Raw genomic sequence first — 15,283 nt, forward strand, 5'->3', positions numbered from 1 at the left:
ACCCTCGCCGCATCCGCGACGATCGCCCTCGCCGCCGGCGCCGCCCCGCCCGGTCAGTGCCCGCGCGCGATCCACTCCTCGCGGTGCGGCGCCTCCGCTCCGATCGTGGTCGAGTCGCCGTGGCCGGTCCGGACGACCGTCGCGGCGGGCAGCGTCAGCAGGCGCTCCGTGATCGAGTCGATGATCGTCGGGAAGTCGCTGTACGAGCGGCCGGTGGCCCCCGGCCCGCCCTGGAAGAGGGTGTCGCCGGTGAACACCGTGCCGAGCGCCTCGGCGACGAAGCAGACGGCGCCGGGGGTGTGGCCCGGGGTGTGCCGCACCTCGAGCTCGACGCCGGCGACGGGCACGATCCGCCCGTCGACCAGACCGCCGCTCGGGGCCGTGCCGGGGTGCACGGCGTCCCACAGCATCCGGTCGGCCTCGTGGAGCAGCACCGGGGCGCCGGTCGCAGCGCGGACTCCCTCGACCGCGTCGAGGTGGTCGTCGTGCCCGTGGGTCAGCAGTACGGCGAGGAGCCGGCGCTCGCCGACGGCCGCGAGGATCGCGTCCGCGTCGTGGGCCGCGTCGATGACGACGCACTCGGAGTCGTCGCCGACGATCCAGACGTTGTTGTCGACGTCCCAGGTGCCGCCGTCGAGGCTGAAGGTGCCGCTCGTGACGAGCTGCTCGATCCGCGCGCCCATCAGAGCACCACCACCGAGCGGAGCACGTCGCCGCCGGCCATCGTGGCGAAGGCCTCCTCGATGTCCTCGATCCCGATCCGCTCGCTCACGAACTCGTCCAGGGGCAGGCGGCCCTGGAGGTAGAGGCCGGTCAGCATCGGGAAGTCCCTCTCCGGCAGGCAGTCGCCGTACCAGCTCGACTTCAGCGAGCCGCCGCGGCCGAAGACGTCGAGCAGGGGGATCTCGAGCGTCATCTCGGGAGTCGGCACCCCGACCAGCACCACGGTCCCGGCGAGATCGCGGGCGTAGAACGCCTGGCGCCAGGTCTCGGGGCGGCCCACGGCGTCGATGACGACGTCCGCTCCGAAGCCGTTCGTCAGGGCCTGCACGGCGGCGACGACGCCCGCCTCGTCGAGGCCGCTGGAGTCGATGACGTGCGTGGCGCCGAGCTTCTCGGCCGCGACCAGCTTCTTGGGGTCCCGGTCGATCGCGATGACCGTGCCGGCGCCCGCGAGAGCGGCGCCGACCACGGCGGCCGTGCCGACTCCTCCGCAGCCGATGACCGCGACGGAGTCGCCGCGCGTCACGTTCCCGGTGTTCATCGCCGCACCGAGGCCGGCCATGATCCCGCAGCCGAGCAGGCCCACCGCGGCGGGGTCCGCCTCCGGATCGACCTTCGTGCACTGCTTCGCGTGCACGAGGGTCTTCTCGGCGAAGGCGCCGATCCCGAGGGCGGGGCTGAGCTCGGTGCCGTCCTCCAGGGTCATCCGCTGCGTCGCGTTGAAGGTGTCGAAGCAGTACCAGGGCTCGGCCCGGGTGCAGGCCCGGCACTCGCCGCAGACCGCGCGCCAGTTGAGGACCACGAAGTCGCCGACCGCGACATGGGTGACTCCCTCTCCGACCGCGCTGACCCGTCCGGCCGCCTCGTGACCGAGGAGGAAGGGGAAGTCGTCGCTGATCCCGCCCTCGCGGTAGTGGAAGTCGGTGTGGCAGACACCGCAGGTCTCGATGTCGACCACGGCCTCGCCCGGGCCCGGGTCGGGGACGACGATGTCGACGAGCTCCACGGGAGCGCCCTTCGACCGGGCGATGACGCCGCGCACAGTGGTGGGCATGGGGGCTCCTTCGACGGGGGCGTGCAGGTCCGCTCCACAGTAACGACCGCGGGATGCGGGTGCGCCGGGTGGACGCGGGCGCTCCCGCCCTCTCCGGTGCCGGGCCGCCCGCCTCGCGGACCGCGACCCTGACAGTCGGTAGGGTGCGGGCCATGCGCACTCTGTACCCCGAGATCGAGCCCCACGACTCCGGCATGCTCGACGTCGGCGACGGCCACTCGCTCTACTGGGAGGTCTCGGGCAACCCCGAGGGCAAGCCCGTCGTGTTCCTGCACGGCGGCCCCGGAGCCGGCACCTCGCCCGCCCACCGCCGGCTGTTCGACCCCGAGAAGTACCGCATCGTGCTGTTCGACCAGCGCATGTGCGGCCGCTCGACCCCGCACGCCGGCGAGCCGGAGGCCGACCTCTCGACCAACACCACCTGGTACCTGGTCGCCGACATCGAGCGCCTCCGCGAGCACCTCGGCGTCGAGCGCTGGCTCGTGCTCGGCGGCTCCTGGGGCTCGACCCTCGCCCTCGCCTACGCCGAGACCCACCCCGAGCGGGTCAGCGAGATCGTCCTCCGCGGGATCTTCACCCTCCGCCGCGCCGAGCTCGAGTGGTTCTACGAGGGCGGCGCCGCCGCGGTCTACCCGGACCTCTGGGAGGGCTACACCTCCGTCGTCCCGGCCGGCGAGCGGGGCAGCCTCATCGAGGCGTACTACCGCCTGCTCCACGACGCGGACCCCGCCGTGCACGGCCCCGCCGGTGTCGCCTGGACCACCTGGGAGGCGTCGACCATCACCCTCCTGCAGAAGCCGGAGCTGATCGCGGACTGGTCCGATCCCGTCTTCGCGCTCGCCTTCGCCCGCATCGAGAACCACTTCTTCGTGCACAGGGGCTGGCTGGAGGAGGGGCAGCTGATCCGCGACGCCGGCGTCCTCCGCGACATCCCGGCCGTCATCGTGCAGGGCCGCTACGACATGTGCACCCCGGCCTTCACGGCCTGGGACCTGCACCGGGCCTGGCCCGAGGCCGACTTCCGGATGATCGCCGACGCGGGCCACGCCTTCGACGAGCCGGGGATCCTCGACGCGCTGATCGAGGCGACGGACCGCTTCGCGTCCTGACGGGCGGGGCGGTCCGCGCCTCGCGGCCGGGATGCCCGGGCGCCCGTGCCTGAGCGTCCCGCGCCCGGTGCCGTCGTGTCCCGGGAGCGGGTCTACCCTGATCAGATGCGCGCGGACGACGCCTCCGGGATGGAGGACTGGCCCACCGGCCGGCTGCTCTCCACCGCCTCCCGGATGGTCGAGCACGCCTGGCACGGCGCCCTCGCCGAGATCGGCCTCACCCACGCCGGCCTGATCGTGCTGCACCTCCTGCAGGCGGGTCCCGTCGCGCAGAAGGAGCTGGCCGCCGCGGCCCACGTCGAGGTGCAGACCATGTCGCGCACCATCGAGCGCCTCGAGCGCGAGGGCCACGTCTCGCGCACCACGGATCCGTCGGACCGCCGCCGGCAGCTCGTCGCGCTCACCGACGCGGGCGGCGAGGCCTGGCGCCGGGCGCACCGCCTCGAGGTCGACATGTTCCCGGGCTCGCTCGAGCACGGCCCCCTGCGCGAGGCGCTGCTCGAGATCATCCGCTCGGCCAGCGAGTCGCGCTGGGGCTGACCGCAAGCCCGAGCGGAGCCCGTCCGCGGAGCGCTAGCTTCGTCGGCATGACCTTCAACGACGACTCCCAGCTCAGCGGCGGCAAGGTCCGCCGTCGCGGCCGCACCACCGGCATCGCCGTCGGCGGGGGTGCGGTGGGCGTGGTCGTGCTCGCGCTGCTCTCGCAGCTGCTCGGCGTGAACCTCTCGGGCCTCGGCGAGGTGTTCGGCGGAGGCGGGTCCTCGCCGGAGGGCGTCACCTCCACCGCGGTGGCCTGCGACAGCGGCGCCGACGCGAACACGCAGGTCGACTGCCGCCTCGAGGGTGCGGCCGAGTCGCTCGACCGCTACTGGGGCGAGCAGACGCCCACCCTCGGAGTCGCCTACACGACCCCGACCGGCGTCGACCTGTTCGAGGACAGCACCACCACCGGCTGCGGGAGCGCGACCGCCGCGGTCGGCCCGTTCTACTGCCCGCCGGACCGGACGATCTACCTCGACACCGACTTCTTCGACGAGCTGCGCACCCGGTTCGACACCTCGGGCGGATCGCTCGCGCAGATGTACATCCTCGCCCACGAGTGGGGCCACCACATCCAGAACCTGACCGGCGCGATGGAGTCGGCGGACCGCTCCGGCACCGGCCCCGAGTCGGACTCGGTGCGCCTCGAGCTGCAGGCCGACTGCTTCGCCGGAGCCTGGGTGGGCGACGCCTCGACGGTGCCCGACGAGACCGGCACGCCCTACCTCAAGCCGGTCACGGCGCAGGAGTACCAGGACGCGCTCGGCGCCGCGGCCGCCGTCGGCGACGACCGCATCCAGGAGCAGGCCACCGGCACCGTCGATCCGGAGGGGTGGACGCACGGCTCGGCCGAGCAGCGCCAGCGCTGGTTCCAGGCCGGCTTCGAGGGTGACGCCACCAGCTGCGACACCTTCGCGGCCGCGCAGCTCTGACCGGGCGCCGCTGAGGGCTCCTCGCCACTCCCTGGGGACCCGCGCGGGTCAGGACACGGAGTCGGCCGGCTCCTCCATGTACCACTCGGTGAACGAGCGCGCCCGCCCGTCGGGGGCGAAGCGGATGACCCAGAGGTTCAGGTAGGTGCGGTCGCCCGGGTAGACGGTGCGCGCCTCCACCACGGCGGTCTCCTCCGTCAGCGCGACCAGGCCCCACGCGAAGGTCGGGTCGGCGGGCTCCTCCTCCGCCAGCCACCACTCCACGATCGCGTCGCGCGGAGTGATCGCGTCGCGGTGCGGCGCCGTGAAGTACTCGGCGTCCTCGGTGAACAGTGCGGCCACATCGGCCGCGTCGTCCGTGGCCCAGGCCTTCTCGTAGCCGGTGATCCAGCTCTCGATGTCGATCATCCGCCCATCCTCGTCCTGCCCGACGCGCGCGGGAAGGAGGAGGAGGGAACAAAGCGGCGGCCCGCGCTGTTGAGCCCCGAGCCGGTCGAAAGCAGAGCCGAGCGATACGATCCCGCCGACGACGGCCCGCCCGCCGCCGCGGTCCGGGTGCGCGTCCGCCGCCGACACGAAGGACATCCGTGCCCGACTCCGACAGACGCTCCCTGACCCGCTCGCCGAACCCGCGCCTCATCACCGCCGTCCTCGCCTTCGCGGGCATGAGCGCCTCCTTCATGCAGACGCTGGTCGTCCCGATCCAGTCCGAGCTGCCGACGCTGCTCGGCGCCGACCGCACCGAGACCGCGTGGGTGATCACCGCGACGCTGCTGAGCGCCTGCATCCTCACCCCGGTCTCGGGCCGCCTCGGCGACCTCTACGGCAAGCGGCGGATGGCTGTGGCCGCGCTGGTCGTGCTCGTGATCGGCTCGATCGTGTGCGCCTTCGCGGGGGACGTGTGGACGCTGGTCGTGGGCCGGGCCCTCCAGGGCGCGGTGATGGGCGTCATCCCGCTCGGCATCTCGATCCTCCGCGACACCCTCCACCGCGACCGGCTCCCCGGCGCGATCGCCCTGGTCAGCGCGACCCTCGGCATCGGCGGCGCGCTCGGCCTGCCGCTCAGCGCCCTCATCGCGCAGAACACCGACTGGCACGTCCTGTTCTGGATGTCCGCAGGCCTCGGCGTCCTCGACATCGTCCTCGTCCTCCTGGTCGTGCCGGTGTCGACGCTGCGCTCGGCCGGCACCTTCGACGTGGTCGGCACGATCGGCCTCGCCCTCGGACTGAGCGGCGTGCTGATCGCCGTCTCGCGCGGCAACGACTCCGGCTGGACGAGCCCCGCGATCCTCGGCTCCGGCCTCGGCGGCATCGCCGTCCTGCTCCTCTGGGGCTGGTACGAGCTGCGGCAGGAGAGCCCGCTCGTCGACCTCCGGGTGGCCGCCCGCCCCGCCGTCCTCTTCACCAACCTCGCCTCGGTGGCGGTCGGCTTCGCGTTCTTCGGCGCCCAGATCACGCTGCCGCAGCGCCTCGAGCTGCCGACCGCGTCCGGCGTCGGCTTCGGCCTGAGCCTGATCGTGGCGAGCCTCGTGCTCGCGCCCTCGGGCCTGGCGATGATGGCGACGTCCCCGCTCGCCGCCCGCCTCTCGGCGCAGTCCGGGCCGCGGCTCGTGCTGATCGCCGGCTCCGGGCTGATCGCGGTCTCGTACCTGCTGATCCTCCCGTTCGGCGGCGAGGTGTGGCAGATCCTGGTGATCAACGCCCTCATCGGCGTCGGGCTGGGCCTCGCCTACGCCGCGATGCCGACGCTCATCATGCACGCCGTCCCCGCCTCGGAGACCGCCGCCGCGAACGGGCTGAACTCGCTGATGCGCACCCTCGGCACGACGCTCTCCTCCGCCGTGACCGCGGGCGTGCTCGCGCAGCTGACCGTGTCCGTCGGCGACGTGCAGCTGCCGAGCTCGCAGGGCTTCGAGACCACGTTCGTGATCGGCGCGATCGGAGCGCTGGTCGCCGTCGCCCTCGGCCTGCTCATCCCGCGGGCGCCCCGCCCGGAGGCGCGACCCGCTCTGCCCTGACCGGACCGCGCGTCGTCGGCCGCGAGTGCTCCTCGCTGAGGAGACCTGGTCGCGGCCGGCGACGCGCGTCCGCTACTCGTCCTCGAGAAGCATCCGCTCGATCTGCAGCTCGCGCAGCCGCGTCGAGGCCTGCAGGTTCTCGCGCGCGGCGAGCACCAGGCGGCACAGCAGCACCAGCAGCACGATCGCGAGCACCGCGACCGCCGTCACGACGACTCCGTACAGCGCGGTCAGGACTCCCCAGGTCTGGATCATCCCTCGACGCTACGGAGCCGCGCCCGCCCTCGCGTCCCCCGCCCGACGGAGTGCGCGGGGCGGGGCGGGCAGCCGGTGCAGGGGCAGTGGACGCGCAGAGCCCGGCCCGCGAGGGCTCAGCCCGCGAACGCCCCACGGTACGCCCGCGCCGGGTGCGTCGCCGGCAGCTCGTCCGTCCCGAACAGCTTGCGGCGCAGCGTCCCCTCGGCGTACTCGGTCTGCGCGAGGCCCCGCTCCTGGAGCACCGGCATCACCCGGTCGACGAACTCCTCGTAGCTGCCGGGCAGGATCCAGTTGACGACGTTGATCCCGTCGATCCCCGCGTCGCGCCAGCCCGCCAGGTGGTCGGCGATCTGCTCGGGAGTGCCGACGACCCGTCCGCGCAGCTTCGCCGAGAGCCGGGCCAGGTCGCGGACGGTCGGCTCGCGGTCGGGGGAGGCGTCGCGGATCCACTGCAGGTGGCTCTGGCCGGCGTAGGTCTCGATCGCCGAGAGCGGCAGGTCGGGGTCGAGCTTCTCGCCCGTCGCCGGGTCGAAGCCGAGGTTCGAGTGCACGAGGAAGGCGTCGGAGGAGAGGTACTCGTCGATCTCGCGCTCGGCGCGGCGCGCCTCCTCCTCCGTGTCGCCGGTGATGAAGGAGAGCCCCAGGTAGAAGGAGGGTGCTCCCGCTCCGCGACCGGCCGCCGCGGCGAGGGCCCGCGTGTCCTCGATCAGCTCGCGGGTCTTCTCCGGCGACCCCGAGAACACGAACTGCGCCTCCGCGTTCCGCGCGGCGAAGCGCCGTCCCGCGGGGGAGGAGCCGGCCTGGAAGAGCACGGGCGTGCGCTGGGGCGACGGAGCCGAGAGGTGCGGCCCCTGCACGCGGTAGCGCTTCCCGACGTGGTCGATGCGGTGGATGCGCGCCGGGTCGGCGAAGGAGCCGCTCTTGTCGCGCAGGAGCGCACCGTCGTCCCACGAGCCCTCCCACAGCTTGTAGACCACGTCGAGGTACTCCTGCGCCCAGGCGTAGCGCTCGTCGTGCTCCTCGAGCCGGTCGTAGCCGAAGTTGCGGGCCGCGCCGTCGAGGGCGCTGGTGACGATGTTCCAGGCGATCCGCCCCTTCGAGAGGTGGTCGAGGGTCGAGACCTTCCGGGCGAAGTCGAACGGATGCGACTGCAGCACCGAGCTCGTGAACGCGAAGCCGAGGTGCTCGGTGCTCACTGCCAGGGCCGAGAGCAGCACGGACGGGTCGTTGCTGGGCAGCTGCAGCCCCTCGCGGGCGTTGACGTCCCAGTCGCCGTCCGCCGGACCGTAGAGCCCCGCCACGTCGGCGAAGAACATCGCGTCGAAGCGGCCGCGCTCCAGCGTCCGGGCGAGGTCGATCCAGAGCTGCACGTCGTCGAACTCGTGCTGCCGGGCGTCGGGGTGGCGCCAGAGGCCGTGCTGGATGTGGGAGGCGGTGTTCATGACGAACGCGCAGAAGCGCAGCGGGCGGGGCTCGGTGATCACGCTCCCAGGCTAGGCCGGGCGCCTCCCACCGGTCTCGAACGACTCCGCGCGTAGGGTGTCCGACTGTGGAATCCCGCATCCCCGAACCCGCGCACGCCGTCCCTCCGCTGACGGATGCCGTCGCCGAAGCGCTCGACGCCACCACCGTCGCCGAGATCCGCGCTCTGCGCGACGACTTCGCGCGCTTCATGCTCCAGTACAAGTTCGGGATGGACGAGATCGTCACGAAGGTGTCGATCCTGCAGGAGGAGTTCCGCGAGCTGCAGGAGTACAACCCGATCGAGCACGTCACGAGCCGGCTCAAGTCGGCCGACAGCCTGATCGAGAAGATCGAGCGCAAGGGCTGCGAGACGACCTTCGAGGGCATCGCCGACGCGATCACCGACATCGCCGGCGTGCGGATCACCTGCAGCTTCGTCTCGGACGTCTACCGCGTCTTCGACCTGCTCACCTCGCAGTCCGACGTGACGGTGCTCGAGGTGAAGGACTACATCGCCGAGCCGAAGGAGAACGGCTACAAGAGCCTGCACGCGATCGTCGAGGTGCCCGTGTTCCTCTCCGGCGGATCGGTCGACGTCTGCGTCGAGGTGCAGTTCCGGACCATCGCGATGGACTTCTGGGCGAGCCTGGAGCACAAGATCTACTACAAGTACGACCGCCAGGTCCCGCAGGAGCTCCTCGACGGCCTCGCCGACGCGGCCCGCACCGCCGCCACCCTCGACGCCGACATGGAGCGCCTCCACCGCCAGGTCCGCGGCCCGCTGCCCGGCGCGCGCACCTACGACGTCTGACGCGCCACCCCACGCCCGCGATCGGGCCGCCCCGACTCCTGCCGATCGAGCAGCCCGCGCAGCGGGCCTCTCGAGATCCCCCTACGGAGTCAGCACCGGCAGCAGCGCCAGCAGCAGCACTGCGGAGCCGTTCAGTGTCGCGTGCGAGACGATCGCCGCTCCGAGCCGCCCGGTGATCGTCGCGATCCAGCCGTGCGCGAGTCCCGCGGTGACCGTGGTCACGCCGAGCGTCACGATCGTCGCCGGGTTCACCATCTGGTGCCCGTGCAACAGGGCGAAGACCGCCGTGGACGCCAGGATGCTGAACACCATCGCCCAGACCCGGCGGCCGCGGGTGGGCGGCGCCGACTCCGCGGAGCCCCGGAGCATCCGGTTCCGCACTGCGCGCATCACGACGCCGCGGCAGAGGACCTCCTCGACCAGCGGCGCGACGACGACGGGGATGAGGACCGAGCTCAGCACGAACCACAGCGGATCGGGGTCGATGTCGAGGTTCCCCTGCGCGTCCTGGAGGAGCGGAGCGAACGCGGCGAGCACGAACAGGATCACGACGCGCACCGCGATGCCGAGCCCGATCCCGATGGGCACGTCGATCCAGCGGAACCGCAGCCCGAAGTCGGCCGCCATCGTGCCCAGCCCGCGCAGCCGAGACGCCGCGAACGGGACGATCAGCGCGACGAGGTAGCTCGCGAGCGCCCCCGCGAAGGCGAGTCCGGCGGAGTAGGGGAGCACGCCGAACCCGAACAGCAGGATGAGCACGGCCAGCGGCAGGACGATCCCGACGATCGTGAGCACGGCGGTCGGCAGGCCCCAGCGGACCCGAGGATCGGGCAGGTAGAGGAGGGAGGAGTAGGCCGCGTGGACCGAGGGGAGGGGCTCGGCCGGCCACGACGTCGTCGCAGCGGAGTCGGGCGCGAGCGTCGCGGGATCGGGCGGCGGGAAGGCGTCGGGTTGCATGGCCGGGCCAGCCTACGCAGACCGCCTGGACGGGATCCGGGCCGCAGTCACTGCTCGGCGCGGGCCGGAACGGGAGGGATGTGCGGCGGATCGCGGCGGCGGGGACCTCCGGGGACGAAGAAACCCCCGCCATGTAGAAGCTAGGCGAGGGTTCCAGTGGCTCCGACGGGCGTCGATCCCGTGACCTCACGATTTTCAGTCGTGCGCTCTACCAACTGAGCTACAGAGCCGTTGCGACGTGATGTCGCTGGAGAGGTGATCTCCTGAAAAAGGCCCTTCCTCTCGGAAGGGCCTCTTTGCGACCCTGACGGGACTTGAACCCGCGACCTCCGCCGTGACAGGGCGGCACGCTAACCAACTGCGCTACAGGGCCTCGTTGCGAAGACAAGCATACTGCCTTCGAGGCTGTTCTATTTTCACGCCCCGACCCTCTCGAGCCGGCGCACTTTCCGGTGGTGCTGGTACTTCTGGTGGTGCTGGTAGTACCGACCCATCCGTGACCCCAACGGGATTCGAACCCGTGCTGCCGCCGTGAAAGGGCGGTGTCCTAGGCCACTAAACGATGGGGCCGGAGACTCGCGGGGCGACCCTGCGGCCGACCCCCCATGACTACCGACACGCAAGCATAGGGGGCCGCGGCGCAGGATGCAAAATCGACGGTTCCGCAGGCGGCGTGCACCCCGTCCGGGGTTGACCCGGGTCTAGGAGATCGGGCAGGGCCGCGGTTAGGGTGGGGCGGAATCGCTCTTCCCCCCACCCGCGCGCTGGAGCCGCACCGCCGCGGAGGGAGGGCCCCCTATCCCCGAGGTCCCATGCCCCACTCCCTGCGCCGTCCGCGTTCCGCCCGCCTCCCCGGCGCGCCGCGACTCGGGCGACTCCGAGGTGCTGCCCTGGCCTCCGCCGTCGTCGCGCTCGTCGCCGGCCTGCTCGTCACCACTCCCGCCCAGGCGGTCGAGTACCCGTCGTGGGCCGACGTCGAGGCGGCGAAGGGCGACACCGCCGCCGCGGCCGCTCAGGTCGACCGGATCACGTCCCTGATCGGCGACCTCCAGAGCGAGGTCGCCTCCGCTCAGCAGCTCGCGCAGCAGCGCGGCGACGAGCACTTCGCCGCTCAGCAGGCGTTCGACGAGGCCTCGGACCAGTCGAAGAAGCTCGAGGATCGGGCCGCCGCCAGCGCCGAGGAGGCCGACAAGGCCTCGCAGCAGGCGGGCCTGCTCGCCGCGCAGCTCTACCGCAGCACCGGCACCGACCTGTCCGTCAACATCTTCCTCGACCAGAAGGCCGGCCAGGCCGACCAGCTGCTGTCGAAGATCGGGAGCATGACCAAGCTGGTCGAGCGCTCCTCCGCGATCTACGAGCAGGCCAGCACCGCCCGCAACACCGCGTCCTCCCTCGCCGACCAGGCCGAGGTGGCGCAGACGGAGCGCGAGCGCCTCCGCGTCGCCGCCGAGCAGAAGCTGGCCGAGGCGACCGCCGCCCAGGAGGCGTCCGAGGCCGCGCTCGCCGAGCAGCAGGAGCAGAGCGTCGTGCTCGAGCAGCAGCTCGCCGCGCTCCGCGACACCGAGTCGAAGACCGTGGCCGAGTACGAGGCCGGCGTCGCCGCCCGCGAGGCCGAGCGCCTCCGGAAGCTCGCCGAGGAGGAGGCCGCCCGTCAGGCCGCCGCCCAGGCCGAAGCCGCGCGCCGCGAGGCCGCCCGGGCCGCGTCCAGCGGCGGCAGCGGCGGCGGCGGCGGCGGGTACGTCGCCCCCTCGGGCGGCGGCGGCTCCAGCGCCGTCAGCGACTCCGGCTGGGTCCGCCCTGCCGGGGGCCGCATCACCGGCACTTTCGGCCCGCGCGACAGCATCTCGACCGGCGGAGGATCCTCCGGCTCGTACCACCGCGGCACCGACCTCGCGGGCGGCTGTGGCATCCCGATCTTCGCGGCGCACAGCGGCACCGTCTCCTACGCGGGCCCCAACGGCACCTACGGCAACTGGGTGCTGATCGACCACGGCAGCGGCATCAGCACCGGCTACGCCCACATCATGTCCGGCGGGATCTACGTCCGCGTCGGCCAGCAGGTCCAGGCGGGCGAGCAGATCGCCGCCGTCGGCTCGACCGGCGCGTCCACCGGCTGCCACCTGCACTTCGAGACCCGCGTCAACGGCTCCGCCGTCGACGCCCAACCTTTCATGGCCCAACGAGGAGTCACCCTTGGCTGACGCACAGACGACCGCACGCACCTTCACCCCGGCACCCCGGGAGCGCGCCTGGAAGGGCCGCCTCCCGCTCGTCATCTCCGCCGCCTTCGCGGTCACGGCGGTCACCGCGTCCCTCGGCATCACCCCGGCCCTCGCCGACGACGCGAAGTACCCCTCGTGGGACGACGTGCAGAACGCCAAGAAGGACGAGGCGAGCAAGCAGGCCGAGATCGACTCGATCACCGGCCTCATCGCGAGCCTGCAGACCGCGGTCGACGAGAAGTCGATCACCGCGATGAAGAAGGCCGAGGCCTGGCGCCAGGCCAAGGAGGCGCTCGACGCCGCAGCGAAGGCCGTCGTCGACCTTGAGGAGAAGGCGACCACCGCCTCCGCCAAGGCCCAGACCTCGAAGATGCGCGCCGGCCTGCTGGCCGCGCACCTCTCTCGCGCCGCCGGAAGCGACCTCTCCGCCAGCCTCGTGGCCAAGGGCAAGGACGCGGGCGACCTGCTCTACCAGCTCGGCGCGATGTCGCAGCTCTCGGAGCAGTCGCAGAAGGTCTACGCCGACGCCCTCGCCGACAAGCAGAACGCGGAGTCGCTCGGCGACCAGGCCGACCTCGCCGTCACCGAGCACCAGGCGCTCTCGGACGAGGCGGACGCAGCCCGCAAGGACGCCGACGCCGCCGCCGAGTCGGCCCGCGCGTCGCTCTCGGCGCAGGAGGAGAAGTCGCAGGAGCTGGTCGCCCAGCTCGCGCTGCTGAAGGACTCCTCGGTCGAGGCCGAGACCCAGTACCTCGCGGGCGAGCAGAAGCGCCAGGCCGACGAGGCCGCCGCCCAGGCGCAGGCCGAGGCGGAGGCCGCCGCTCAGGCGCAGTCCACCGCCCGCTCCGCCCAGCAGCAGTCCTCGGCGCAGGCCGACGCCGCCGCCCCGTCGCGTCAGACCGCGTCCCTCCCGCAGCCCGCCGCTCCGCAGCCCGCGCAGCAGCAGCCGGCTCCGGCTCCGGCTCCGGCTCCGGCCCAGCCCGCTGCTCAGCCGATCGCCCAGCCGGCGGCTCAGCCGCTCCCGCAGCCGGTCACCGCTCCGGTCCTGGTGCCGACCAGCGGCGCCGTCGAGAACGCGATCTCGTACGCGATGGCGCAGCTCGGCGAGGAGTACGTCCTCGGCGGCATGGGCCCGGACCAGTGGGACTGCTCGGGCCTCACCAAGGCCTCCTACGCGTCCTCGGGCATCTACATCGGCACCCACTCGGCGACGAACCAGTACAACACGATGGCCGGCGCCGGCAAGCTCGTCCCCTACAGCCAGCGCCAGCGCGGCGACCTGATCTTCTGGGGTGGCGGCGGGGACTACTACCACGTGGCCATCTACCTCGGGAACAACCAGATCATCGAGGCCGCCGACTACGGCAAGCCCGTGCGCATCTGGAACACCTGGGGCACGCCCGCCGGCATGGTCGGCCGCCCGGCCGCCTGAGCCGCGGCCGCACAGCACAACGAGAGAACCCCCTCCTGTCGAGACGACGGGAGGGGGTTCCTTCGTTGATGCGAGGGGTCAGTGACCCTCTTCGGCCAGCTTCTTGATGCCGTCCTGGACGATCTGCTCCGCCTCGGCGGCGTCGCCCCACGCGTCGACCTTGACCCACTTGCCGGGCTCGAGGTCCTTGTAGCGCTCGAAGAAGTGCTTGATCTCGTTCTTCGTCTGCTCCGGGACGTCGCCGATGTCCTGGATGTGCTGCCAGCGCGGGTCCTTCGCGGGGACCACGATCACCTTCGCGTCGGAGCCGGCCTCGTCGCTCATGTTGAGCACGCCGACCGGGCGGACGGAGACGCCCACGCCCGGGAAGACGGGGTACTCGAGCAGCACCAGCGCGTCGACGGGGTCGCCGTCGAGGCCGAGGGTGTTCTCGAAGTACCCGTAGTCCGTCGGGTAGACGAAGGAGGTGAAGAGCACGCGGTCGAGGTAGACGCGACCGGTCTCGTGGTCGACCTCGTACTTGTTGCGGCTCCCCTTGGGGATCTCGACGACGACGTCGTATGCGGCCATGCTCTCTCCTTGAGTCGGTGGCGCCGTGAGCGGCGCATCGGCGGACGGATCGGCCTCCGGAACGCTCGCGCGGGTGCGCGCGCGGGAGGGGCGGATCGCTGGCATTACGTTACTTGATGTGCCCGATCGCCCCCGCCTGACCCCCGCCGTCGCCGATCTGCGGCGGGCGGTGCGCGAGAGCCTCGACGGGCTCGACCCCGGAGCGCTGGTGCTGGTCGCGCTGAGCGGGGGAGCGGACTCGCTCGCGCTCGCGGCGGCGGTCGCCTTCGAGGCCCCGCGGGGCGGGAGGCGGGCCGGCGCGGTGATCGTCGATCACGGGCTGCAGGAGGCGTCGGCGGAGGTCGCGCGGCGGGCCGCGGAGCAGGCGCACGGGCTGGGGCTCGCGCCGGTGCTGCGCCAGGTGGTGACGGTGTCCGCCGAGGGCGGTCCGGAGGCGGCCGCCCGCAGCGCGCGCTACCGCGCCTTCGATGACGCGCTGACCGCGACGGGCGCCGCCGCGATCCTCCTGGGCCACACCCTCGACGACCAGGCCGAGACGGTGCTGCTGGGGCTCGCCCGCGGAGCCGGTGCGGCCTCGCTGCACGGGATGGCGCCGGTCAGCGGGCCGCTGAGGCGGCCGCTCCTGGGCCTGCGGCGCGAGACGACCCGTCTCGCCTGCTCCGACCAGGGGCTCGTGCCGTGGGACGACCCGCACAACGACGACCCCCGCTACTCGCGGGTCCGGGTGCGGAACCGCGTGCTGCCCGTGATGGAGGACGAGCTGGGGCCGGGAGTGGCGCAGGCTCTGGCGCGCACGGCCGAGCAGCTGCGGGAGGACGGGGACGCGCTCGACGCGCTCGCCCTCGACTGGGCGCTCGAGCTGGTGGGCCAGGACGAGGCGGGGCACGTCACGGTCGACGCGCGCGGGCTCGCCGCGGACCCGCCGGCGCTGCGGCAGCGGATCATCCGCCTGGTCGTGGCGAACGAGTTCGGAGTCGCGCTCTCGCGCTCGCAGACGCTGGCGGTCGCCGCGCTGGTCACCGACTGGCACGGCCAGAAGGGCGTCGACCTCCCCGGCGTCCTCGCCACCCGCCGCGGCACCACCCTCGTCTTCGCACCCGCGTAGTCGCGCTCGATGGCGCGGGCCAGGGCGCGGATCCGCTCGTGGATCTCGGCCTCGGTGTAGAGGACCTCGGTGATGTCGTCGGCGATGT

At 72.6% G+C, this 15,283-nt stretch carries 15 protein-coding genes and 3 tRNA genes; 8 read left to right on the forward strand and 10 right to left on the reverse strand.

Features of this window, described 5'->3' with window-relative positions; all coding sequences use genetic code 11:
* Window positions 1-53: 53 nt before the first annotated feature.
* A complete protein-coding gene (locus C5D04_RS15705; RefSeq protein WP_104262335.1) occupies window positions 54-683 on the reverse strand; it encodes an MBL fold metallo-hydrolase in 630 nt (209 codons plus the stop codon).
* Window positions 683-1,777 (reverse strand): S-(hydroxymethyl)mycothiol dehydrogenase, encoded by a 1,095-nt coding sequence (locus C5D04_RS15710; protein ID WP_104338398.1) that lies wholly within the window; start codon window positions 1,775-1,777, stop codon window positions 683-685. Before C5D04_RS15710 ends, C5D04_RS15705 begins: the two co-directional genes overlap by 1 nt.
* Window positions 1,778-1,929: 152 nt before the next feature.
* Here C5D04_RS15710 and pip point away from each other — a divergent pair, with 152 nt between their 5' ends.
* From pip to C5D04_RS15725, 3 genes are all read left to right on the forward strand, one after another.
* Window positions 1,930-2,886: a prolyl aminopeptidase gene (pip, locus tag C5D04_RS15715; protein WP_104226020.1), complete on the forward strand. Its 957-nt coding sequence runs from the start codon at window positions 1,930-1,932 to the stop codon at window positions 2,884-2,886.
* 105 nt (window positions 2,887-2,991) lie between these two features.
* Entirely contained in the window at window positions 2,992-3,426 is a 435-nt protein-coding gene (locus tag C5D04_RS15720; RefSeq protein WP_104224399.1) for a MarR family winged helix-turn-helix transcriptional regulator, read from the forward strand.
* Window positions 3,427-3,473: 47 nt separating this feature from the next.
* Window positions 3,474-4,358 (forward strand): neutral zinc metallopeptidase, encoded by an 885-nt coding sequence (locus C5D04_RS15725; protein WP_104224400.1) that lies wholly within the window; start codon window positions 3,474-3,476, stop codon window positions 4,356-4,358.
* A gap of 48 nt (window positions 4,359-4,406) precedes the next feature.
* Here C5D04_RS15725 and C5D04_RS15730 read toward each other — a convergent pair whose 3' ends face one another.
* Window positions 4,407-4,766 (reverse strand): nuclear transport factor 2 family protein, encoded by a 360-nt coding sequence (locus C5D04_RS15730; RefSeq protein WP_104249695.1) that lies wholly within the window; start codon window positions 4,764-4,766, stop codon window positions 4,407-4,409.
* 179 nt (window positions 4,767-4,945) lie between these two features.
* On the opposite strand from C5D04_RS15730, the gene C5D04_RS15735 reads away from it, so the two are divergent.
* Window positions 4,946-6,376, forward strand: a complete 1,431-nt coding sequence (locus C5D04_RS15735) for an MFS transporter (RefSeq protein WP_258068940.1) — start codon at window positions 4,946-4,948, stop codon at window positions 6,374-6,376.
* A 72-nt stretch (window positions 6,377-6,448) separates the two neighbouring features.
* On the opposite strand, the gene C5D04_RS15740 is transcribed toward C5D04_RS15735, so the two are convergent.
* Both C5D04_RS15740 and C5D04_RS15745 read right to left on the reverse strand, forming a co-directional pair.
* The gene (locus C5D04_RS15740) at window positions 6,449-6,631 is read right to left on the reverse strand and encodes a hypothetical protein (RefSeq protein ID WP_104224402.1); all 183 of its coding nucleotides are present in this window, start codon (window positions 6,629-6,631) and stop codon (window positions 6,449-6,451) included.
* Between the two features lie 116 nt (window positions 6,632-6,747).
* Window positions 6,748-8,076: an NtaA/DmoA family FMN-dependent monooxygenase gene (locus C5D04_RS15745; RefSeq protein ID WP_374953130.1), complete on the reverse strand. Its 1,329-nt coding sequence runs from the start codon at window positions 8,074-8,076 to the stop codon at window positions 6,748-6,750.
* A 230-nt stretch (window positions 8,077-8,306) separates the two neighbouring features.
* Between C5D04_RS15745 and C5D04_RS15750 the strand changes: the two genes are divergently transcribed.
* On the forward strand, window positions 8,307-8,909 hold the full coding sequence (locus C5D04_RS15750; protein ID WP_104234325.1) for a GTP pyrophosphokinase family protein: 603 nt from the start codon (window positions 8,307-8,309) through the stop codon (window positions 8,907-8,909).
* Between the two features lie 81 nt (window positions 8,910-8,990).
* Here the strand turns inward: C5D04_RS15750 and C5D04_RS15755 are convergent, their stop codons facing one another.
* The 4 genes from C5D04_RS15755 to C5D04_RS15770 form a co-directional block, all read right to left on the reverse strand.
* Window positions 8,991-9,866: a CPBP family intramembrane glutamic endopeptidase gene (locus C5D04_RS15755; protein ID WP_104347990.1), complete on the reverse strand. Its 876-nt coding sequence runs from the start codon at window positions 9,864-9,866 to the stop codon at window positions 8,991-8,993.
* Between the two features lie 157 nt (window positions 9,867-10,023).
* Window positions 10,024-10,096: transfer RNA gene (locus tag C5D04_RS15760), tRNA-Phe, on the reverse strand.
* A 69-nt stretch (window positions 10,097-10,165) separates the two neighbouring features.
* Window positions 10,166-10,239, reverse strand: a tRNA-Asp gene (locus tag C5D04_RS15765).
* Between the two features lie 124 nt (window positions 10,240-10,363).
* Window positions 10,364-10,436 (reverse strand) — tRNA-Glu (locus C5D04_RS15770).
* Window positions 10,437-10,678: 242 nt separating this feature from the next.
* On the opposite strand from C5D04_RS15770, the gene C5D04_RS15775 reads away from it, so the two are divergent.
* Together C5D04_RS15775 and C5D04_RS15780 are read left to right on the forward strand one after the other, a co-directional pair.
* Window positions 10,679-12,067, forward strand: a complete 1,389-nt coding sequence (locus tag C5D04_RS15775; RefSeq protein WP_104347991.1) for a peptidoglycan DD-metalloendopeptidase family protein — start codon at window positions 10,679-10,681, stop codon at window positions 12,065-12,067.
* Complete coding sequence (locus C5D04_RS15780) at window positions 12,060-13,520, forward strand: NlpC/P60 family protein (protein ID WP_104347992.1); 1,461 nt, start codon at window positions 12,060-12,062, stop codon at window positions 13,518-13,520. The genes C5D04_RS15775 and C5D04_RS15780 overlap by 8 nt, the downstream gene beginning before the upstream one ends.
* 78 nt (window positions 13,521-13,598) lie before the next feature.
* On the opposite strand, the gene ppa is transcribed toward C5D04_RS15780, so the two are convergent.
* The gene (ppa, locus tag C5D04_RS15785; RefSeq protein ID WP_068255683.1) at window positions 13,599-14,090 is read right to left on the reverse strand and encodes an inorganic diphosphatase; all 492 of its coding nucleotides are present in this window, start codon (window positions 14,088-14,090) and stop codon (window positions 13,599-13,601) included.
* Between the two features lie 118 nt (window positions 14,091-14,208).
* Between ppa and tilS the strand changes: the two genes are divergently transcribed.
* On the forward strand, window positions 14,209-15,195 hold the full coding sequence (gene tilS / locus C5D04_RS15790; protein WP_104347993.1) for a tRNA lysidine(34) synthetase TilS: 987 nt from the start codon (window positions 14,209-14,211) through the stop codon (window positions 15,193-15,195).
* Window positions 15,196-15,283 lie beyond the last annotated feature (88 nt).

This window comes from Rathayibacter sp. AY1D2 (assembly GCF_002932695.1).
Classification (GTDB): Bacteria; Actinomycetota; Actinomycetes; order Actinomycetales; family Microbacteriaceae; genus Rathayibacter.